We start from the raw sequence: 21,464 nt of genomic DNA, 5'->3' as shown, positions 1-21,464 counted from the left end.
TTCCGTTCTAACCTTTGGGGAGGTACAACGTGCTGAAAAGATTGGTTCCCTTGCTGGCCGCAGCGCTCCTGATCTCAGGGTGCGCCACCACCGAGCGGCCCAGGGCGGAACGCGTGGAGGGGGCACCGGCAGCGGTAAGCCCCACCGTGCAGCAGGCCGCCGCCATGGACAAGAAGGGCGTGAAGCGAAAAGTCGCCATCGGTCGCTTCACCAACGAGACCAAGTACGGCCAGAGCTTTTTTCTGGACAAGGATTCGCGCGACCGCCTGGGCAAGCAGGCCGTGGACATCCTGTCCTCCAAACTGGTGGCCACCGAAAAGTTCATCCTCATCGAGCGGGCCGACCTGGACAAGATCCAGAAGGAACTGGGCATCGGCGGCGCGGGTGAATACCGCAACATGGCGGACTACCTGATTCTGGGCTCCGTCACCGAATTCGGGCGCAAGGACGTGGGCGACGTGGGCGTGTTCAGCCGCTCCAAGCGCCAGGTGGCCTTCGCCAAGGTACATATCCGCCTGGTGGAAGTTGCCACCGGCCAGATCATCCATTCCGAAGAAGGCAGCGGCGAAGCCTATTCCGAAGCGGGCAGCATCATGGGCGTGGGCAGCCGCGCCGGGTACGACACCACGCTGAACGACAAGGCCATCGAAGCAGCCATCACCAACGTGTCATCCAACATCATCGAAAACCTGCTGGAACGCCCCTGGAAGGGCTACATCCTGGCCCAGGAAGGCGGGCAGTATCTGATTTCCGGCGGCAAGACCCAGAACATCAAGGCGGGCGACCTGTTCGACGTGGTGGCAGAGGGGCAGAAGGTGCGCAACCCCCAGACCAACATGGACATCGTATTGCCCGGCAAGGTGGTGGGCAGGCTGCGCGTGGCTGCCACCCTGGGTGACACGCCGGAGAGCGAGGTTTCCGCCTGCACGTTGCAGGAAGGCTCGCTGGCCGCATGGGACACCACCGGCGACTACGGCAAACTCTTCATCCGCGAAGTTCGCTAGGGGGCATCATGCGCAAGATATCCATACGCATCGCCACACTGGCGGCACTGGCCGCCGTGCTGCTGCTGACCGGGCTGTTCGCGGGCTGCGCCTCGCGCGAGGGCGTGGTGCAGGGCGACACCAAGGCCTATTTCTGGTTCACCGGCAACGCCAGGGGGGCAGTGGCACGCCTGAACGACCTGCCCGCCTTCACCCTGGGGCAGTCCAGCGGCGCCAAGGACTGGAACACCACCCCCAAGACCAAGGACACCGTGTACGAGGTGCCCCCGGGCCGTTACACCGTCGTCGTCGAACGCGACGGCGTGGTGGTGGTGAACCGCACCGTGCTGGTGGGCGCGGGCATGACCAAGGAGATACTTGTCCCATGACCATGACGCACGAGACCGCTCACGCCATGGCACGCCCCCTGCGGGCCGCGCAACTGGCGCTGCTGGCCGCCGCCCTGTGCGTGCTGTGCACCGGCTGCGCCAGGCCCGCCAACTCCATGTACTGCATGGACAACTACTCCTCCACCCTCTACGCCTGCCGCAAGAACCCCGCGCAGGAACAGCAGGACAAGCACGTCAAGGCCATGCAGGACATCGTGGCCAAGTCGGAACAGCGCAACCTGCGCGTGCCGCCCGGCATCTTTGCCGAACTCGGCTACATCCAGTTGAAGGCGGGCCAGATGGCCGAGGCGAAGAAGTACTTCGAGGCGGAAAACCGGCTGTACCCGGAATCGAAGGTGTTCACCACACGCCTGCTGGCCTGGGCGGACGCCTCGTCCGGCACTGGCGATGACAAGCCAGCGACCGGTGACCCGGCAGCGGCCACCGACGACAAGAATGGCGTCATCACCCCCGCCGATGCGGTAAACGACGCACCCGTGCTGCCCGCCGGGGAGGGGGCCACCCATGAATAGACAGATCGCCGCCGTGCTGCTGCTGGCCCTTGCCCTGCTGGGCGGCTGCGCGCACATGCCGCAGCAGTCCACCAAGGCGGAACTCTTTCCGCTGATGTACGAACAGAAGCCCCGTTCCATCGTGGTGCTGCCGCCCATCAACGAATCCACGGCGGCGGACGCGCCCACGTACTACTCCACCACCATCCAGGAACCGCTGGTGTACACCGGGTACTACGTGCTGCCGTACGAGGTGTCCTCGGACATCCTGGCCCATGAAGGCATCACCGACGGGCACCAGTTGTACGACCTGCCGCTGAACACCCTGAAGGAATACTTCGGGGCCGACGCGGTGCTGTTCACCCGCATCAAGAAGTGGGACACCTCGTACGCCGTGGTGGCCTCGCACCTGACCGTGGCCGTGGAATGCGAACTGAAGTCCACGACCACCGGCGAGAAGATGTGGAACTATTCCGGAACGGTGGTCATAGACCTGACCAACCACAACACGGGCGGCGGCCTGGCCGGGTTGCTGGTGCAGGTGGTGGTGACGGCCATGAACACGGCCATGGCCGACTACGTGCCCTACGCCATGCAGGCCAACGCCATCGCCCTGAACGCCATGCCCTACGGGCCGTACCATCCGCAGCACGAGAAGGACAGCGAATACAAGATATTCGTGCCGGATACCGCCGACAAGTAGGCGCGGCGGCACGAAAAAGGAACAGACACGGGCGGAACCGCATGCGGTTCCGCCCGTTTTCCGTGCCGTGCGTCTGGGGAACAATCAGGAAACAGCCGCTGAAACGTGTCGCAGCATCAGGATGGTTCTAGAAGCCCGGCGGGCACTCATACCCGCGCGCCCGGCGCTGGGCCAGGTCGCCCCCCGACTGGGATTCGAAAAAATACACGGACTTGCCCTTGTCCGTGGCCAGAATGCCCTTGCAGTAGGCCCCGCACACGCCGGGGTCGGTGGCGAAGCAGACGTTTTCGTACTCGAATTTCAGGAAATTGGTGGGCCACGAGTTACAGTCGAACCGGCCCGACATGGGGCAATCCAGCCGCTTCACCTGCCCCGCCGCCACCACGCCCATGCCCTTGAGATTGGCCATGTCGTCCAGAGCCATGGCGGGGGAAACGGGAGCAAGCAGGACCGCCAGCAGCACGAGGATTGCCAGCGGTGCACGGCGCATGACGCCGGTTGTGCCACTGTCACTGTGCCCGATGCGCCCGGTTTGCCCGATGTGGTCGTCCCCCTGCCCGACGCGTTGCGTCCGTACGTATGCCTTCCGGGCGCAAACACCCTGTGCCGCGTGCATCGTTCACCCCATGCGTTCCGGTTGTTCCTGCGGTACTTGACCCCACCATATCGTACAGGCAGCCCGCCGCAACCCCCCGATGCAGCAGAACACCCGAAAATGCAGCCCCGGCCCGGACATCGCGCGCCCCAGCCGCCACACGGCTGCGGCCCGACAATCCTTCGAGGCATCACCAGCCATCATCCAATTGACGGCCCGCACCCGCGCAGATAGACGACGACAACGGATGTACGCCAACCACACGGGCGGTGACGATCGGGCACGGTACAGCCCGCGCCCCCGCCCGCCCCATTCATCATTCGCGGCCATCACCCCCCAACGGAGGAACCGTGCCCGGCATTCGCCCGTTTCGTTCTTGCGCCACCGTCATGCGGGGTTCACTGGCCCTGCCGATGCTGCTGCTGACCACGGTCCTGCTGCTTTCCGGTTGCGCCAAACCCGCCGCAGCGCCCGACGCCGTACCTTCCGCACCTGCGGCCCAGCCCCAGCCTGATGCCGCAGCCCCGAATGCCAGGGACGCCGAAGACGCAAGAATGCGAGAGACGGCCAGCAAGCCCCACTCGCCCACCACGCCCGACGACGCCGCGTGCGACCCGCTGACCGGCGTACTGCAAGGCCAGTGCGTGTCCATGAACCAGGAAAAGACGCGCGGCCAGTGCTATTCGCTGCGCCCCGGCGCAACCACCACGAAAAAGGACAAGAAGGGCAAGACGGTGAAGGTGACCGGGCGCTGCCAGCCGCAAAGCCTGATCTACGCCCGCTGCCGCACCGGCATCGACACCTGCCGCCTGGGCGACACCAGCCCCGTGCAGTGGTTCACCTGCGCCCAGCGCAACGGGGCCACCACCCGCACCCCCACGCCGGGGTCGGTAATGGTGCTGGACGCCAACAAGGGCCGGGGCATGCCCACCGGCCACCCGGTGTACGTGGAGGAAACCTGCCCCAACAAGGACGGCACGTGGACCCTGCGCATCACCCACACCAACTACGACCGCCAGTGCCATCTGGATCAGGACGCCAAGGTGCGCTTCAACCCCAGGACCATGCAGGTCACCTTCCTGACCGGCCCGTGGGGCTGCTGGGCCAAGGACCTGAAGGCCATGGGGTTCATCTTGCAGTAGGGACCACTGCCAACCGGCAGGAAAGCCGACCGGGAAACGCCTCCCCCCTTCCTTCGCGCAGTTCCCGTCCGAAATGAAAAGGGCGATCCTTCCGAAGGGAAGATCGCCCCGAGATTACCGCCCCCCAGGCAATTTTACCCAATAAGGGGTCAAGGGGGCGCGGCCCCCTTGCGGGGCGCGGGGCAGAGCCCCGCTCTTCACGAAAAAAACCTTTGTCGACAAATCCACGGGCGGTCCATCCGAAAGGAAGGACCGCCCGTTTTCATTGCTTCAGTGACAACCCAGGCCGTACGCCCGGTTACTCCATCGGAGTATTTTCGATCAGGTTCCAGATGCCGCACGGGCAGGCCCCGGCGCAGAAGCCGCAGCCGATGCACTTGTCGGCGTCCACGGCCATCTCGAAGCCGCACCCGCCCTGCACTTCACGGCGGCTGATGGCCGCCTGCGGGCAGATGGTCTCGCAGATGCCGCAGTCGCGGCAGGCGCCGCAACTGGCGCAGGCGTCGCCGCACTGGCCGAGGTCCTGGAAGTTGTCGATGCGCGGGTCGAAGTATTCCAACTTCACGCGGGCATAGTCGATCATCTTGCGGGTGTCGGACACGGGGCGCTTGCCCTCGGCCATCTCCACGATGGCTTCGGCGGCCTTGCGGCCCATGCCGATGGCCTGGGTAAGCAGGCCGGGACGCACCGCATCGCCAATGGCGAAGACGCGCGCGTCGGTGGTCTGCTGGATGTCGTTGACCACCACGTGGCCGCGTTCCACGGCGATGTCTTCGGGCAGGTAGTCGAGGCCGGGCGCATCGCCGATGGAGAAGATGACCGTTTCGGCGGGCAGCAGCTCACCGGTGGTCAGCACCAGCCCTTCGGCGGTGATCTCCCTGGTGAAGCAGGGCCAGCGGAAGGTGGCGCCCACGTGTTCCGCTTCTTCCCGTTCCTTGCCGAAGGCCGCCGGGGTCTGGATGTCGATGAGGGTGATGGATTCCGCCCCCAGCCGCGCTGCCTCGGTGGCCACGTCGCAGCCCACGTTGCCCGCGCCCACGATGACCACGCGCTTGCCCACGGTGCCGGAGCCGGACTTGGCCGACTTCAGGAATTCCAGCGCGGTGCGCGCCAGTTCCTTGCCGGGCACGGGCAGCATGCGCGGGGTGTTGGCGCCGGTGGCCAGCACCACGAAGTCGTTGTCGGCCTTCAGCTGGGCAAACTCGTCCTTGCCAAGGCGCTGCTGCAGATGCACGTGGGGCAGCACCTCGCGGGCGCGCGCCAGTTCAGCGTCCAGCACGTCCTGCGGAATGCGGCTGCCGGGAATGGCCGAGCTGATCTTGCCGCCCAGTTCCTTTTCCATGTCATACACGGTGGCGGCAACGCCGCGCATGCGCAACTGCCACGCCACGGAGATGCCCGCAGCGCCGCCGCCGATGACGGCCACCTTGGTGCCGGTCAGCGGGGGCAGCTTGGGCGTGCGCGATGCCGCACCGGCCTTGCCGATTTGCGTGATGTCCACGGGCTTCATGCGTTGCAGGCTGCGCGAACAGCCCTGCATGCACAGGTTGGGACACAGGTAGCCGCACACGGTGGCCGGGAAGGGGGTGTAGGCCAGGGCCACGTCCACCGCCTCGTCGATCAGGCCTTCGCGCACCAGCCGCCAGCGTTCCTGCACCGGCATGCCGGTGGGACAGCTGGACTGGCAGGGGGCCATGTGCTGGCCGTTTTCCCACACCGGCACAAAGCGGCGCAGTTCACCGGTGGTGATGAGCGGAATGGGGCTGCGGTCCACGGAGGTCAGGTCGCCCACAAGGCCGCCCATGCCCAGTTCCTTTTCCCACACGTTGCGGCGAAAATCCGCCACGGCCCGGCGCTTCTTGCCCACCTTCTCGAAGGGGCCGCGCGCGGCGATGCACTGCCAGTCCTCGCGCACCGAAAGCCCGGCCAACAGGTCCGACTTGCCGATGGCGGCCAGGAACCCGGTCAGGTTTTCGGTCAGCCACGCCCAGGCGGCATCGTCGATGGCCACCTGCTTGGCGTCGGCCTGCGAAAAGCCCTGGTGCGGGCCATGCACGTAGATACGCCCGCCCACCATGCCCACGCAGGGGCGGTAGCCCAGCACGTTGGCGGGGTTCTGGGCGCCCACGCCGCACACCACGGCGGTGCCGCCCGCCATGAACTCGGCAAAGTAGTCGCCGACGCTGCCCAGCACCCACAGTTCCGGCGCGGAAAAGCGCGGGTTCTGCTTGGTCATGGTCATGCCGCGCGAGCCGATGTTGCCGCCGACGTACACGCGCCCCTGGGCCATGCCGTTGCACACGCCGTTACCGGCGTTACCGTGCACGACGATGTTGGCGCCCGCGTTCAGCCAGCCCACGTCGTCGGACGCGGGGCCGAACACTTCCACCGTGGTGCCGGTGCTGCCAAGCGAACCCAGCCGCTGGCCCGACGACCCGCGCACGGTGACGTGCACGGGTTCCTTTTCAGATACCCACAAGCGCCCGCCAATGCCGTGCTGACCGCAGGCATCCACTTCCACGTTGCGCGCGCCGTCGCGCACAACGCCTTGCAGGCGCTCTTCGAGAATGCGCGATTCGATGCGCTTTCCGTCTTCCATGCCGCTTACGCGGACCATTTCGCTGGGGGACATGGCGTCACTCCGCTGCTGTATGGTTGCCTTTCCGGCGTTATCTTCATTCGCCGCGCCGGGGACGGACGTGTTTTCCGTCCTGCCGCGCGGAATCTTTTCTTCACACGGTGCTTCCGGCATCCGGCATCCGGAGGAATTTCGCCTTCCGGCGAGGAAGGCGGGCCTTTTCCGAGGGGAGCGTACTCTTCGGTACGTGACCCGAAGGAAAAGACCACCTGACGAAGCCGGAGGGCAAAAGGCCCCGAATGCCCCGCGCTACACGACGTACTGGATGCCGAGCCGCTCCGCCGCATCCTTGTTCGCAATGCCCAGCGCGTCGGACATGCCCACGGGCAGCGAGGTGGACCGGCCCAGCGGCGCGAAGATCTTGCGCAGCTCGGTGTCGAAGGCCAGGTAGAAGTCCACCACCCGTTCGGCCACCTTTTCCGGGTCCAGCCTGCGGTACACGCGGGGGTCCTGCGAGGTGATGCCCTTGGGGCAACGGCCCAGGTTGCAGATGTTGCAGCGGTCGATTTCAGACCCCACGCACCCGGCCCCGGCCTGCATCACGTACTTGCCCACCTGCACCATGCTGGCGCCCAGCATGATCAGGGCGGCGGCGTTGTGCGCGAGGTTGCCGTTCTTGCCGATGCCCCCGCCAGCGATAAGCGGGATCTCGTTCTGGCAGCCCTGCTGCACGAGGTCGTGGTAGCAGTCGCGGATGTTCGAGGCGATGGGGTGACCCATGTGGTTCATGGACACGTTGTAGGCCGCCCCGGTGCCGCCGTCCTCGCCATCGATGGCAAGGCCCGCCGCATAGGGGTTGCGCACCAGGTTGTTCAGCACGGCGCGCGAGGTGGTGGTGGCGGATATCTTGGGGTAGACGGGCACGCGGAATCCCCAGGCCATGCTCATGGACTGGATCATCTTGGCCACGGATTCCTCGATGGAATACTGGGTCTGGTGGGTGGGCGGGCTGGGCAGGGAAACGCCCGGCGGCACCCCGCGAATGGTGGCGATGAGCTTGTTGACCTTGTGCCACATCAAGAGACCGCCGTCGCCGGGCTTGGCGCCCTGGCCGTACTTGATCTCGATGGCGCAGGGGTCTTCCTTCATCTCCGGAATGGCGTGCAGGATTTCATCCCACCCGAAGTAGCCGGAGGCAATCTGCAGGATGACGTACTTGAGGAAGCGCGAGCGCAACAGGCGCGGCGGGCAGCCGCCTTCACCGGTGCACATGCGCACGGGCATGCCCATTTCCTCGTTCAGGTAGGCAACGCCCATCTGCAGGCCTTCCCACATGTTGGGAGAAAGCGCGCCGAAGGACATGGAGCCGATGACCAGCGGGTAGATCTCGCGCACCGCAGGCACCCAGCCGTTCTCCTGGAAGGCCTTCAGGCCCTGTTCGGGCGGCAGCACGCGACCCAGCAGGGTGCGCAGTTCGAACTCGTGCCGCCCGGCGTCCAGCGCGGGGTCGGTGAGCATGGAGATGCGGATGAACTTGATCTGGTCCAGCAGGCTGTCCGGCGCGTTGCGGCGGCCGCCGCGGGTACGGGCATGGCCCCCGCGGTTGTTGTGGAAGCGCAGCGCGGTGCCTTCGTCCAGCCGCATGGGACGGATGGCGTTGTTGGGACAGACCATGGTGCACATGGCGCAACCGATGCAGGCGTAGGCCGCGTCGGTACGCTGGCGGATGCCGTGGAACACCGAATAGGTGTTCCTGGGCTTCTGCATGAGGCCGGTGGTGGTTTCGACCACGCGCTTCCTGTGCACGGCAAGCTCGATGGCGCTCACCGGACACACGGAGGTACACCGCCCGCACAGGGTGCAGGTGTCCTTGTTCCACTCGACCTGCCAGGGCAGGTCCTTAACGCTCAGCGTTGATGGGGTAATGCCTGCAGTTGGCTGCATATGGTCACCTCTTGGCATTCCGGACGGACGTAGGCCGTGTCCAGATGCATGGGCTGGAAGTCGAGGGTCTTGTCGCGGTCGGGGATGGCGGCGTCGAGGCCGCACAACTCGGACGAAAAGGCGTACATGCCGGGCTTGCCGCCCACCACGCCGGGGCGCAGCTTCTTGCGGTCCTGCACCATGAACATGGTGCCGTCCGGCAGGCAGCCGATGACGCAGTTGGGGCCGTCGATGATCATCTTGCGGCACAGCACCTTCAGGCGGGCCAGCATGTCCCGGTCGGGGTGACCGGCCATTTCGGCGTCGGACAGCGGGGTAATGACGTGCTTGTACGCCTCCACCGGCAGGCCCAGCTTGTAGTGCGTGAAGTGCATGATGTGCGTGAACACCTCGGAGTCGGACTGGTAGCCCGTGTAGCCGGGCACGTTGCGCGACGAAAGGTATTCGCGGATCGGGATGAACGCCGTGTTTTCCCCGTTGGTCATGGTGCACACGCCCTCGATGAAGAACGGGTGGCATGCGTACAGGTTGATGGCGTAGTTGGTGTTCTGGCGGCCCTGGCACAGGATGCGGCGGGCGTGCAGGTCGGGCCGGTCAAGGCCCAGATACTCGCCCACGGTGAGCGGATCGCCCACTTCCTTGATCATCACCACGCCCGGCCAGAACGAAAAGGCCATCATGTCGCGCTCGGCCTCGCCCTGCTGGCGGATGGCCACGCGGGTCTGCACCAGCTGCGCGGTGCGCTCGGCCTCGGGCATGTCGGCCCAGGCTTTCGGCGGCTCGTAGGCGCGGGCAAGATACACGCCGCGCCTGGGCGTGCCCGCGGGCGGGTTGGACTTGATGATCGACACCGAATGGAACGGACGGAACCCGAGGTCGTCCATGATTCCGTCGAGCCGCTTCAGGCCCTTTTCGGTGAAGATGCCGGAGAGGATGGGATATTCGGGGTGCTCCGCGAAGGGACCCGACAGACCGGATAGATAGAGCCCGACCCCGGAGCCGTCATGCCCTTCCTTCATCACATTCAGGGCATTGATGGCCACCATGGGGGAGACGGGCTCCGTCGAAGTCAAGGCGAACAATCGACACATGGACGCGTTCTCCGGATGGCGTGGACTCCGCCCCGGAATGACACGAATGCGCAATCCGCAGCGGGTTCACGTGGGATAGCGGAAAATTCCAAAAACGGCAAGATTGCGCTTTTGATGACGGCCACATTGGATTTTTTATTACATAATTGTAGTGCATTTTATTACATTATTGCAATAAATATACACGCAACATACTATAACAATACGTTTTTTACCTTATATTCAGGCAGTCGCTCCCGATTGTCCCAACCCTGCACCCGGATATCGCCGGACCGGTCACGTCGCCGCAGCACAGACTGAATGATCACATAGCAATTACCCCGCATTTCCTGTGGAATGTGCTGTGTACCACCCGGAACCTCCTTGTTTTCTGGACCGTTCTGACTTTCTTGACCTGAACAGGACATGTATTGCCCAAGGGCGTCAAAACTGTTCGGCGCACCAATGTTCATTATTTTTTTCTGTTAAAACACACAGATAAACAACTAATCAGAAAATTGTAAAAGTCCCGACTTCGCCGCTCCATAAAAAAATCATTGTATCACAAGATGTTGTTTACCCATATGATGCGGTGGGAACCCTCGCCTTGCCCGCCGCGAAAGGCCTGCGCCTGCATGCCCGGCACCGCGCCCCATCCATGACGGCACGCGGGCCGCTCCGGCTTTTGCGGCGGACAGACGCACGACACACCAACAGGAGGAGGAACCATGCATGCTCTGCGGAGCAACTCCACCGGCCGGCCATGGCGCATCATGCTCCTGGCCGCGCTGGCGGGCGTTGCCGTCACCGTAGGCGCGGCCCTGGCCATGACTGCCACGGACCAGGCCCTGTTCTGCGGCAGTTGTCACTCCATGGCCGAGGCGGCGCTGACCCACAAGCGTTCCACGCACGCGAAATTCGCGTGCAACGAATGCCACGCGCCGCACAACCTGGCGGCCAAGCTGCCCTTCAAGGCCAAGGAAGGCACGCGCGACATCTATTCGACCACCCTTGGCACCATCCCCGACCTGATTCACCCCGGCGGGGAAACCAGGGACGTGGTGCAGGCCAACTGTCGGCGCTGCCACGTGGCCACCACCGCCACCGTGTCCATGGAAACCAAGAAGTACTGCACCGACTGCCACCGCCACGTACCCCATACCCCCAAGCTGCCCATAGCCAGAAGGAGTGCCGCCGATGTCTAGCCGTCGCCTTCTCGTCGCGCTGATGGCCATGGCGCTCGCCGTGCTGGCGGGCTGTTCCGAACCTTCGGAACCCATGACGCCCACCTACAAGACCAAGCTTTCCACCGATGAACTGAAGAATTCCGCCTTCAAGCCGGAATTTCCGCTGCACTACGAGACCTTCCTGCGCAACAACGAATCGCAGATTATGACCGAATACGGCGGCTCGGTGCCGTACAACAAGAACGACAACGTCAATCCCCTGCCCGAAGGGTACAAGCACGCCCAGCCGTACCTGAAGAACCTGTGGCTGGGGTATCCCTTCAGCTACGAATACCGCGCCGCGCGCGGCCACACCTACGCGGTGAAGGACATCCTGAACATCGACCGGCTGAACAACTACAGCGAAAAGGCGGGCCTGCCCTCCACCTGCTGGAACTGCAAGACGCCGAAGATGACCGAGTGGGTCAAGGAATACGGGGACAGCTTCTGGGCCAAGGACTTTCACGAGTTCCGCCAGAAGCTGGACGTGGACGACCACACCATCGGCTGCGCCAACTGTCACGAACCGCAGACCATGGAACTGCGCCTGTACAGCGTGCCCCTGCAAGATTACCTGAAGTCGCAGGGCAAGGAATTCAAGGACCTGCCCCGCAACGAAAAGCGCGCGCTGGTCTGCGGCCAGTGCCATGTGGAATACTACTTCGCGGACAAGGAACTGGGACCGGCCAAGAAGCCCATCTTCCCGTGGGCCAACGGCTTCGACCCCGAAGACATGTTCGAGTACTACAAGACCCACGGCAACACGACGACCAAGGGTTTCGAAGGCAACTTCGTGGACTGGGTGCACCCCGTGTCCAAGACCCCCATGCTCAAGGCCCAGCACCCGGAATACGAAACGTGGATCAACGGCGTGCACGGCTCCGCGGGTGTCAGCTGCGCCGACTGCCACATGGCCTACACCCGGCTTGACGGCAAGAAGAAGATGTCCAACCACCACTGGACATCGCCGCTGAAGGACCCGGACCTGCGCGCCTGCCGCCAGTGCCACACCGACAAGACCCCCGACTACCTGCGCCAGCGGGTGCTGTTCACCCAGAACAAGGTGTGGGAACAGCTGATGGTGGCCCAGGACATTTCGGTGAAGGCGCACGAGGCCATCCGCATGGCCGCCGAATACACCGGGCCCAAGCCCGCCGACTACGACGACCTGATGATCGAGGCACGCCAGATGTGCCGCAAGGGCCAGTTCTTCTGGGATCTCGTCTCCGCCGAAAACAGCGTGGGCTTCCACAACCCCACCAAGGCCCTGAACACCCTGGCCCAGTCGCAGCAGTACAGCCAGAAGGCGGTGGACGTGGCCATCCGCGCGGCGGCCTTCACCACCGCCAAGGACCTGGACGGCGACATCCACAAGATTGTGCCGCCCATCCTGAAGCACAGCCGCGAACTGCAAATGGACCCGGCCCACATGGCCACCCACAAGTGGTTCAAGTACATTCCGCTGTTGCCCAAGGCGCCGCGCGTGTGGGACGGCCAGACTAGGCTGATCCCGCCGCCCGCACCCGCCGCGGCCCCGGCCAGCTAGCCGGACGCACGGCGTGGCGGACATTCCGCAGCGCCGACTGACGACAAACGACAACAGGGGCCGGACGATGACTCGTCCGGCCCCTGTCACTTGCGGATGCCCCTGCAGGACGGGGGAAAGGCACGCCCACTCCGGCGCTGACGACGGCAGTCAATGCCGCCTGCCCCTGCGTGGCGGCGTACGCCACGCGCCGCAGGACCGGCGGTAGCGTACGCGAGAAAGGGGGCGGACGATGACTCGTCCGCCCCCTTTCTCGCAATCCCTGCCCTCTCCGTATCCGTTTCGCCGCTGGCGCACGGCTGCCGCAGGGGCATCACCGGTCGCGGGCGATGAGGATGACCAGCACCGCCAGCGCCACGATCATGAACACCCAAGTCATGGAGAATCCCCCTCGCGGCTCACTTCCGGTGTATCTATACCGCGCCGTGCCCCCGTGTCACTGCGGGCAAACCCTACCTTTGGCGCTTTGGCACAAGGTATGCGAACCAGGATGGCTCTTGGTAATTGCAGCACGGCATGCCCGGCAAGGGCGCACGGCACCACGCACATCATGTGGAACAACCCCGTGTCGAGAACCATAGATATCCCCACGGCGCTGCATGGTACGCATCAATCGATGAACACCCCTTTTGCGCATACAGCAGTATGCACTTGCAGGCTGAGAACATGCTGCAATGGGCATGGCGTTTCCGGAAAGCGCGGCGCGGACATGGCCCGCATCGGGTCCATATCGGGCCGAATCGGGCCGAATCGGGTGCGGGGCAAAGGGCGCGGCGCCACCGCCGGGCAAGGCGCAGCCCTGCCGGAACGTTACGGGATTTCCGAATGGCAGGATGTTGGAAAATGCGACGCCGCCGGGCAAGGTATCCACCGGGCGGCGGGGATGCTACCGCAGGCGGCGATACAGGGCCATGTAGGCTTCTGCCATGCGCGCATCGGTATAGTGGGCGACGCTGGCCGTGCCGCCCGCAGTCAGGCGTTCACGCAGGGTGGCATCCGTGGCGACGCGGCGCATTGCCTCGGCCAGCGCCTCGGCATCGCCGGGGGGCACCGCCAGACCGTTCTCGCCGTCGCGCACCAGTTCCAGGTTGGAGGCAAGGCCGGAACAGATCACCGGCAGCCCGGTGACCCAGCCTTCCTTGATCACCCCGCTGCTGCCTTCGCCGTGCACGGATGGCACCACCAGCGCATCGCAGTCGGGCAGCATGCGACGGCTGTCCTGCCGCCCCAGAAAGGCCATGCGCGAGGAGACACCCAGTTCGTCGGCGCGGTCCAGCAGGGTGCCGAACAGCGGGCCTTCGCCCACCACGCGCACCTCCCAGGCAGGCATGGGGGCACCGTCCGGGCCGCCGACATCGCCCTCCGCGTCCACGGTTTCGTACGCCTGCAAGGCCGCCAGCGCCTCGATGAGCACCGTGTGTCCCTTCTGCGGGGTAAGCGCGCCCACCATGCCGAACACGAAGCGGCTGTCGCCGCGTTCGCGCCGGGGAAAGTAGCGGGTGGGATCAATGCCGGAATGGATCACCGTGATGTGCGCCGGGTCCAGTCCGGCCGCCGCCAGCACGCCGCCCGTCTCCGCGCTGACCGCCGCCACCGCGTCCGCCGCCAGGTACTTGCGGCGGCTCAGGCCCCGACCCAGCGGATAGGACACCCGCCGGGTGTGCACCAGCACCACCTTCGCCCCCCATGTGCCCTTGCACAGCGCGCCCAGGCTGGCCGCACGGGCGTCGTGGGTGTGCAGCACCACCCTGGAGTGGCCGCGCGCCTCGCGCCGCAGGGCCAGCAACGCACGCGGACTCCACGACCGGCGGCCCGGCAACGGCAACACGGAAATGCCCGCCGCCGCCGCCTCGCGCGCCAGGGGCGAACCCGCAGGACAGGCCACCACCACCGAAAACCCGTCACTGTGGTGCAGCGCACGGGCCAGGTAGAACACCTGCAACTGGCCCCCGCGCATCTCGCGCCCCAGGTCCAGCAGAATGATGTGCATGGTGGTGTCGGTGGTCATTTGTTTTGTCCGATGCTCTCTTATCGTTCAACAACGGTTATTGGCATGCACTCCGCACCGGAACACTACTCCGCAAAGCGAATTGTATCCATCCCGATGCCTTTCTTGCAAAAGGACAATACCGTCGTGCCAATGCTGCAAGGCGCGTTCGCGCGACAGGATTTTCGTTCTCCGGCAAGGAAGATGAGCCTTTTTGCGAAGGGAGCGTACTTTTCTCGTACGTGACCGGAGCAAAAGGCGAAATCTGACGCAGCCGGAGGGCGAAAGGACGGAGTGCGAACGCGCCTAAAACGGCACCCCGTGCCCCATCAAATCCCCCTGCAACAACGCCCGCAACCGACGCGAAACCGGGCCGGGGCGGCCATCGGCCACGGGGCGGCCTTCGTAGGCCACCACGGCCACGCAGTCGGAGCTGGTGCCCAGCACCAGGATTTCACGGGCGGTGTGCAGTTCTTCTTCGCGCACCTTGCGGAAGCTGACGGGCACCTCGCCCTGGGCCAGTTCCACGGCGCGCAGCACGGTGGTACCGGCGAGGGCGTTGGTGAACTCCGGCACCACCAGGGTTCCGGTTGCGTCCACCAGGGCCACGTTGGCGATGGCGGTTTCGGCCAGGCAGCCCTCGTCGTCGAACGAGAAGGGCACGTCCATGCCGCGCTCGTGCGCCTCGCGGGTCATGAGCACGTTGGGCAGGTAGTTGGCGTTCTTGATGCGCGCCAGATAGCCCTGCTTGGCGGGGATGGAACTGCGAAAGGCCGTCAGCCCCTTGTCGAACCACGCCTCGTCCTTGGGAGTGAAATGGTAGGCGGCCACGTACAGGCTGGGTTCCGGACACTCTGCGGGGTCGATGCCGAAGCCGCCGGGGCCGCGCCCCACCAGAACGCGGATGGAACCGTCCGCCTCGCCGCCCGCCTTGGCCACCTCGATGATGATCTCGCGCAGGCGCTCCCACGTGCACGGCGGGGCAAGATACAACCCGGCGGCGGAGCGGCGCATGCGCTCCAGGTGCGCGTCCAGCTGGTAGATGCGGCGGTGCAGGTACTTCATGCTCTCGAAGATGCCGTCGCCGCGATGGGCAAGGTGGTCGTCGAGGGGCATGAGCATCAGGCGCGGGTTGCGGCAAATGGCGCCCACGCGGTGCTCGTAGAAAGCGATGATGCCCGCTTCGCCGGGGCGTTCGCGGGACAGCAGGCGGGTGACGTAGTCGTCGGTTTCAAGCACGGGGATCACGGCGTGATCACTCCTTGTTGCGGTCAGTGACTATGGGAGGCGGTGCACCCGCGCGCCAGCGGGAAACTCCCCTGCGCCGGGCGGACGCGCGGCCATCCGTCCGGCCTGCAATGCCGGGGTCGAATGGCCGTCAGTCTAGCATTTCCCTTGGGGACGGGCGAGCCGGTCCAAATCAGGATTTTCGTTCATTGGCGAGGAAAACTTGCCTGCCATGAGGGAGTGCCTCAGCCGTTATGCGAGTCTTCGAGCATTACGGATGAGGACCGCAACGCGACTCTTATCGTATTTGACCGAGCCTTAGCCGTTAGGCGAGCGCGCAGCGCGAGTCTTACGGATAAGGACAGCAAAGCCATGGCAGGCAATGTTTGACCTCTTTGCGCACGATGTCCGTAAGGCTCGCAAGCTCGCCCAACGGCCACGCTTCGCGCCCTTCGGGTCGGAAGCCAATGGGCGAAAGGACGATTTGGATTAACGCAGGAACAGTTGCGGGTCACGAACCTGCAACAGATCCCGCTCCACCAGCGCCTCGGCGATCTGCACGGCGTTCAGGGCCGCGCCCTTGCGGATGTTGTCGGAAACGATCCACATGTTCAGGCCGTTGGCGATGGTTTCGTCCTCGCGGATGCGGCCCACGAAGGTTTCATCCTCGCCCGCCGCGTCGATGGGCATGGGGTACATCTTCTGGGCGGGGTTGTCGTACACCCGCACGCCGGGGGCCTGCGCAAGGACGGCGCGGGCTTCCTTGGCAGAAAGCTTGCGTTCGGTCTCGATGTTCACCGACTCGGAATGGCCGTAGAAGACGGGCACGCGCACGCAGGTGGCGGTAACCTTCACGGAGGGGTCCTCCATGATCTTCACGGTTTCCAGCACCATCTTCATTTCTTCCTTGGTGTAGTCGTTGTCCATGAAGACATCGATCTGCGGCAGGCAGTTGAAGGCGATGCGGTGCGGGTACACGGCAACGTCCGGCTCCTGCATGTTGAACATCTGCCGCACCTGCTTTTCCAGTTCGTCGATGGCCTTCTGCCCGGTGCCGGAAACGGCCTGGTAGGTGGAAACCACCACGCGGGTGATCTTGGCTGCGTCGTGCAGCGGCTTCAGCGCCACCACCATCTGGATGGTCGAGCAGTTGGGGTTGGCGATGATGCCGTTGTGCGCGGCAAGGGCGTGGGCGTTCACTTCGGGCACCACCAGCGGGCAGCGCTCATCCATGCGCCACGCGCTGGAGTTGTCCACCACCACGCACCCGGCCTGCACGGCATGGGGGGCAAATTTCTCGGAGGTGGAACCACCCGCCGAGAACAGGGCGATGTCCACGCCCCGGAAGGATTCTTCGGTCAGTTCGCGCACGGTCAGTTCGCCGCCCATGAAGGGCACCTTGTTGCCCGCGGAACGGGCCGAGGCGAAGGGGATGACCTCCGCCGCGGGAAATTCGCGCTGTTCCAGCGTGTTCAGCATTTCGCGGCCCACCGCCCCGGTGGCCCCGCACACGGCGACGACAAGTCTTTCCTTGGACATGATGCACTCCTTGCGCTTGGAGTCGGGCAACGGCCCGTCCTCTTTCGCCTTCCCTCGACTTCCCTGGACTTTCCTACCCTGACGCGGCCCGCGCCGGGGCGCCGTGCATGGCGACCGCCCGCCATGTCGGCAACGGATGCAGCAACCCGCCGCATGGGCCTTCCCCCTCGGAAAAGGCCCGGCAACCCCTGCCATCACCCTGCCGCGCGCTGCCCCTGCCGGGAAATATCCCTGCGAGGCCTGTCGCGCAGCCGGAATTGTCCATCATATGCCGACGCGCGGCGGAACGCAATTGACCGCGCGGGGCCGGGCGCGGCGCTAACCAAGGCTCGGGGGCTGGTTCCAAATTAGGATTTTCGTTCGTTGGCAAGAAAAACAAGCCTGCCATGAGGGAGTATGCCTCAGCCGTTGGCGAGTATTCGAGCCTTACGGATAAGGACAGCAACGCTATGGCAGATGAAGTTTGACCGCTCTGCGCACGATGTCCGTAGGACTCGCAAGCTCGCCCAATGGACACGCTTCGCGCCCTCCGGGTCGGAAGCCAACGGGCGAAAGGACAATTTGGAACAGCCCCTAGAACCTGCGTACCAGAAAGACGCCAACGGCCACCAGCACCAGCCCGGCAAAGCGCACCAGCCCCAGCGGGCGCTCCGGGTAGCCCAGCAGGCCGAAGTGGTCCAGCGTCACCGATGCCGCCATCTGCCCGGCCAGCACCAGCGCGATCATGGCCGTGGCCCCCAGGCGTGGGGCCAGAAAGGTGACCACGGTGACGAAAAACGCGCCCAAAAGGCCACCCGTCCACTGCCACGCCGACGATGTGGATACCGAAGGAAACGGAATGCGTGCCGCCAGCACGTACAGGGCCAGCGCCGCCGTGCCCACGGTGAACGAAATCAGCGAGGCCAAAGCGGGGTGCCGCGCCCAACTGGCCTGCAATGCCGCATTGATGCCCGCCTGCGTCGGCAGGGTTGCCCCGGCCAGCAAGGCCAGCACGATCCACAGTATCTGTCCCATACGCCCTCCCGGCGTGTCTTGCCTTGTGCAATCCGGATGGCGTCGTACACCGCCATCCCAGAGGTGTCCCGATGCGCCCGAAGGTCTTCGGGCGGCGCCCCGTTCTACCAGAAACTCCCGCAAAAGGGACTTCGGGGAAGCGGTGCGCCCCGCTCCCCCGAAAAATATCAATGCGTACGGCCTGCCTCCGGGCCTGTCCCTGCCCGCCGACCTACCCCGGCCCGTCGCGCAGGTCGGCCACCAGCGGCAGGTCCGCTTCCAGAAACGGCAGGCGCATGGCCTCATCCCAGGTCAGCCACGCGAAACGGTGGCCTTCCAGAGCGGTGACCGTGCCGGTGAACCCTGTCACGTGAAAGAAGTGCAATTCCACCGACAGATGCGGATAATCGTGCCGCACGGTGCGCCAGAAGGTGGCCTGCACCGCGGTCACGCCCAGTTCCTCGCGCAGTTCGCGGGCCAGGGCGTCCGCCGGGGTTTCGCCCGGCTCTATCTTGCCGCCGGGAAACTCCCAGAATCCCGCCTGCGGCTTGCCCTCCGGGCGTTCCACGGCCAGAAAACGTTCACCGGCCCACAGGATGCCCGCCACCACGGCGATGCGCCGGGCGGGGGACGGCGCGGTCGCGTCCTGATCGCAGCCTGCCGCCTTCGACGGCACCGCGCTCATCTTATGCCCCTTCCATGGTCAACGCCGCCCGCCGCGTCTCAAGGTCTGCGATCACCGCCTCAAGCTCGCTCATCTTTTCGAACAGTTCCTCGCCCTGCCGCTGCAATTCGCCAAACCGCTTCAGCAGTTCCGTGGTCCGGGCGGAATCGGCGTACACCGCCGGGTCGGCCAGGGTCTGTTCCACCTCGGCCTGCTCGGCCAGCGACGTTTCCAGCTGTTTTTCCAGCTTGGCGTAGGCGTCCTGCCTGGGCTTCAGTTCCTTGTACAGGGCGTTGCGCTGCTCGGCCTGCTCGCGCTTGATGCGCTTCATGTCGTCGCGCGAAAGTGATGGCGCATCGCGCCGGGACTCGCCCGCGCCGGACGCCAGACTGCCGGTGTCGCCCTGCTGGCGGCGCGCCGCATCGTATTCGTCAAACCCGCCCTCGTACACCGCAATGCCGCCGGGCGACAGCGCCCATATCTCGTCGGCCACGCTGGACAGCAGGTGCCGGTCGTGGGCCACCATCAGGATGGTGCCCTCGTAGCTCTGCAAGGCCTCCACCAGCGCCTCGCGGCTTTCCAGATCCAGATGGTTGGTAGGTTCGTCCAGCACCAGAAAGTTGCAGCGGGCCAGGAACAGCGTGGCCAGAATCAGGCGGCTCTTTTCACCGCCGGAAAGTTCGCCCACCACCCGCTCGAAGTAGCTCTGCCCAAGCAGGAACAGCCCGAGCACGCTCATCAGTTCTTCTTCGGTGGTGCGCGGGTCGGACAGGCGGCGGATTTCGCTGAGCACCGTGCCCGAAGGGTTCAGCGTCTCCAACTGATGCTGGCTGAAAAAGCCCATGCGCACCAGCGTGCCCATGACCACCGTGCCGCCGCTCTTTTCCAGCTTGCCGCCGATCACCTTCAGCAGCGTGGACTTGCCGCACCCGTTGGGCCCGGCCAGCGCGATCTTCTGGCCCCTGTAGATATTGAAGGTCAGGCTGGGCCACAGCCCCGTGCCGTCCGGAAAGGCGTATTCCAGATCCACCACGCTGAGGATGGTCTTTTCCGCCCGCGCAGGCTCCGGCCACGAAAAGTCCAGCTCGCGCCGCTTCTGCTCCGGCCGGTAGTTTTCCAGTTCCTTTTCCAGCTTCTTGGCCATCTTCTGGCGCGAACCCGCCTGCCGCGCCTTGGTGGCCTTGGCCCGGAACCGCCGCACGAAATCCATCTTGCGGGCTATTTCTTCCTGCAGGCGCTGGGCCTCGCGCTCGCGCTGGCCCTCCACCTCCTCCTGCAAGGCCACGAACTGGCTGAACGTGCCGCGCCGGTACAGGGGCTTGCTGGCCCCCAGGTACAGAACGTGCGTGCCCACCTTGTCCATGAACACCCGGTCGTGCGCCACGAACACCAACGCGCCCTTGTAGTCCATCAGGAAGGCTTCCAGCCATTCCACGGCTTCCAGGTCCAGGTGGTTGGTGGGTTCGTCCAGCAGCAGCACGTCCGCGCCCGCGGTCAGCACGCGGGCCAGCTTGGCGCGCTCGCGCCAGCCGCCCGACAGCTTGCGGATGGGCAGGCTCCACTTGCGCTCCGCAAAGCCAAGGCCCGACAGCACCGCCCGCGCCCGGTGTTCCGGGTTGTACCCGTACACCTGCTCCAGCTCCGCCTGCTTCGCGCCCAGCCGCCGGATGGCCGCCTCGTCCCCGGCATGCGTCGCCGCCTCCCACTCCGCCCAGAAGTCATGCCATGCAGGCAGCACGTCCAGCACCCAGTCCAGCAGCGGACGGTCCAGCACGTCGTCGCCCAGCTCCTGCTGCACGTAGCCGAGCCGACAGCCCTTGGGCAGCAGCACCTTGCCGCTGTCCGCAGATTCCACGCCCGCAATGATGCGCAGCAACGTGGACTTGCCGCAGCCGTTGGGGCCGCACACGCACAGCCGCACGCCCGACTGCACCTCGAGCGAGAAATCGGACAGGATATCCTGTCCGTTATAGGACTTGCTGAGACTCTGGATGGTGAAGTTCATGACGCTTCCGGCATAAAATTTATGAAAACTGGAATATTATGCGGGGGGAGTCATGAACTTCACCATCCAGAGTCTCAGCAAGTCCTATAACGGACAGGATATCCTGTCCGATTTCTCGCTCGAGGTGCAGTCGGGCGTGCGGCTGTGCGTGTGCGGCCCCAACGGCTGCGGCAAGTCCACGTTGCTGCGCATCATTGCGGGCGTGGAATCTGCGGACAGCGGCAAGGTGCTGCTGCCCAAGGGCTGTCGGCTCGGCTACGTGCAGCAGGAGCTGGGCGACGACGTGCTGGACCGTCCGCTGCTGGACTGGGTGCTGGACGTGCTGCCTGCATGGCATGACTTCTGGGCGGAGTGGGAGGCG

Annotated in this window: 18 protein-coding genes; 8 read left to right on the top strand and 10 right to left on the bottom strand. The window is 65.0% G+C overall.

Translation table 11 applies throughout. The features are described 5' to 3' along the window. Nucleotides 1-29: 29 nt before the first annotated feature. From DESTE_RS12985 to DESTE_RS12970, 4 genes are read left to right on the top strand one after another with little or no spacing between them, the layout of a single operon-like run. On the top strand, nucleotides 30-1,004 hold the full coding sequence (locus DESTE_RS12985) for a CsgG/HfaB family protein (RefSeq protein ID WP_198015364.1): 975 nt from the start codon (nucleotides 30-32) through the stop codon (nucleotides 1,002-1,004). Between the two features lie 8 nt (nucleotides 1,005-1,012). Continuing rightward, nucleotides 1,013-1,372 carry a hypothetical protein gene (locus DESTE_RS12980; RefSeq protein WP_035068079.1) on the top strand — a complete coding sequence of 120 codons (360 nt, stop codon included), beginning with the start codon at nucleotides 1,013-1,015 and terminating at the stop codon, nucleotides 1,370-1,372. Then, complete coding sequence (locus DESTE_RS17285; protein ID WP_051384459.1) at nucleotides 1,369-1,905, top strand: DUF4810 domain-containing protein; 537 nt, start codon at nucleotides 1,369-1,371, stop codon at nucleotides 1,903-1,905. The genes DESTE_RS12980 and DESTE_RS17285 overlap by 4 nt, the downstream gene beginning before the upstream one ends. Next, nucleotides 1,898-2,587, top strand: a complete 690-nt coding sequence (locus tag DESTE_RS12970) for a GNA1162 family protein (RefSeq protein ID WP_035068078.1) — start codon at nucleotides 1,898-1,900, stop codon at nucleotides 2,585-2,587. Before DESTE_RS17285 ends, DESTE_RS12970 begins: the two co-directional genes overlap by 8 nt. Before the next feature lie 127 nt (nucleotides 2,588-2,714). Here DESTE_RS12970 and DESTE_RS12965 read toward each other — a convergent pair whose 3' ends face one another. Next, nucleotides 2,715-3,077: a hypothetical protein gene (locus tag DESTE_RS12965; RefSeq protein ID WP_035068077.1), complete on the bottom strand. Its 363-nt coding sequence runs from the start codon at nucleotides 3,075-3,077 to the stop codon at nucleotides 2,715-2,717. A 455-nt stretch (nucleotides 3,078-3,532) separates the two neighbouring features. Between DESTE_RS12965 and DESTE_RS12960 the strand changes: the two genes are divergently transcribed. Further along, nucleotides 3,533-4,324 carry a hypothetical protein gene (locus DESTE_RS12960; protein WP_035068076.1) on the top strand — a complete coding sequence of 264 codons (792 nt, stop codon included), beginning with the start codon at nucleotides 3,533-3,535 and terminating at the stop codon, nucleotides 4,322-4,324. Between the two features lie 298 nt (nucleotides 4,325-4,622). On the opposite strand, the gene DESTE_RS12955 is transcribed toward DESTE_RS12960, so the two are convergent. The 3 genes from DESTE_RS12955 to DESTE_RS12945 form a co-directional block, all read right to left on the bottom strand. Then, complete coding sequence (locus DESTE_RS12955; RefSeq protein ID WP_035068075.1) at nucleotides 4,623-6,956, bottom strand: FAD-dependent oxidoreductase; 2,334 nt, start codon at nucleotides 6,954-6,956, stop codon at nucleotides 4,623-4,625. Nucleotides 6,957-7,211: 255 nt separating this feature from the next. Continuing rightward, the gene (locus DESTE_RS12950; protein ID WP_035068073.1) at nucleotides 7,212-8,846 is read right to left on the bottom strand and encodes a glutamate synthase-related protein; all 1,635 of its coding nucleotides are present in this window, start codon (nucleotides 8,844-8,846) and stop codon (nucleotides 7,212-7,214) included. Further along, nucleotides 8,810-9,937, bottom strand: coding sequence for a class II glutamine amidotransferase domain-containing protein (locus DESTE_RS12945; protein ID WP_035068072.1), 1,128 nt, complete (start codon nucleotides 9,935-9,937; stop codon nucleotides 8,810-8,812). Before DESTE_RS12945 ends, DESTE_RS12950 begins: the two co-directional genes overlap by 37 nt. Before the next feature lie 707 nt (nucleotides 9,938-10,644). Here DESTE_RS12945 and DESTE_RS12940 point away from each other — a divergent pair. Together DESTE_RS12940 and DESTE_RS12935 are read left to right on the top strand one after the other, a co-directional pair. Beyond that, nucleotides 10,645-11,121, top strand: coding sequence for a cytochrome c3 family protein (locus DESTE_RS12940; RefSeq protein WP_035068071.1), 477 nt, complete (start codon nucleotides 10,645-10,647; stop codon nucleotides 11,119-11,121). Continuing rightward, a complete protein-coding gene (locus tag DESTE_RS12935; RefSeq protein ID WP_035068070.1) occupies nucleotides 11,114-12,688 on the top strand; it encodes an ammonia-forming cytochrome c nitrite reductase subunit c552 in 1,575 nt (524 codons plus the stop codon). Before DESTE_RS12940 ends, DESTE_RS12935 begins: the two co-directional genes overlap by 8 nt. A gap of 886 nt (nucleotides 12,689-13,574) precedes the next feature. Here DESTE_RS12935 and DESTE_RS12930 read toward each other — a convergent pair. The 6 genes from DESTE_RS12930 to abc-f form a co-directional block, all read right to left on the bottom strand. Continuing rightward, a complete protein-coding gene (locus tag DESTE_RS12930) occupies nucleotides 13,575-14,696 on the bottom strand; it encodes a glycosyltransferase family 4 protein (RefSeq protein ID WP_084559454.1) in 1,122 nt (373 codons plus the stop codon). Nucleotides 14,697-14,981: 285 nt separating this feature from the next. Continuing rightward, nucleotides 14,982-15,923 carry an aminotransferase class IV gene (locus DESTE_RS12925; RefSeq protein WP_035068069.1) on the bottom strand — a complete coding sequence of 314 codons (942 nt, stop codon included), beginning with the start codon at nucleotides 15,921-15,923 and terminating at the stop codon, nucleotides 14,982-14,984. A gap of 468 nt (nucleotides 15,924-16,391) precedes the next feature. Next, a complete protein-coding gene (locus tag DESTE_RS12920) occupies nucleotides 16,392-17,441 on the bottom strand; it encodes an aspartate-semialdehyde dehydrogenase (protein ID WP_035068068.1) in 1,050 nt (349 codons plus the stop codon). A gap of 573 nt (nucleotides 17,442-18,014) precedes the next feature. Next, nucleotides 18,015-18,455 carry a DMT family transporter gene (locus tag DESTE_RS12915; protein ID WP_035068066.1) on the bottom strand — a complete coding sequence of 147 codons (441 nt, stop codon included), beginning with the start codon at nucleotides 18,453-18,455 and terminating at the stop codon, nucleotides 18,015-18,017. Between the two features lie 211 nt (nucleotides 18,456-18,666). Continuing rightward, the gene (locus tag DESTE_RS12910) at nucleotides 18,667-19,119 is read right to left on the bottom strand and encodes a (deoxy)nucleoside triphosphate pyrophosphohydrolase (protein ID WP_245590844.1); all 453 of its coding nucleotides are present in this window, start codon (nucleotides 19,117-19,119) and stop codon (nucleotides 18,667-18,669) included. A 1-nt stretch (nucleotide 19,120) separates the two neighbouring features. Beyond that, complete coding sequence (abc-f, locus tag DESTE_RS12905) at nucleotides 19,121-21,103, bottom strand: ribosomal protection-like ABC-F family protein (RefSeq protein WP_035068065.1); 1,983 nt, start codon at nucleotides 21,101-21,103, stop codon at nucleotides 19,121-19,123. Between the two features lie 52 nt (nucleotides 21,104-21,155). Here abc-f and DESTE_RS12900 point away from each other — a divergent pair. Continuing rightward, on the top strand, nucleotides 21,156-21,464 hold a 309-nt coding region (locus DESTE_RS12900), incomplete at its 3' end, for an ATP-binding cassette domain-containing protein (RefSeq protein ID WP_035068064.1).

Origin of the sequence: Nitratidesulfovibrio termitidis HI1 (genome assembly GCF_000504305.1) — a bacterium.
Classification (GTDB): domain Bacteria; phylum Desulfobacterota; class Desulfovibrionia; order Desulfovibrionales; family Desulfovibrionaceae; genus Cupidesulfovibrio; species Cupidesulfovibrio termitidis.
This window is presented reverse-complemented; position numbering and strand designations above follow the sequence as displayed.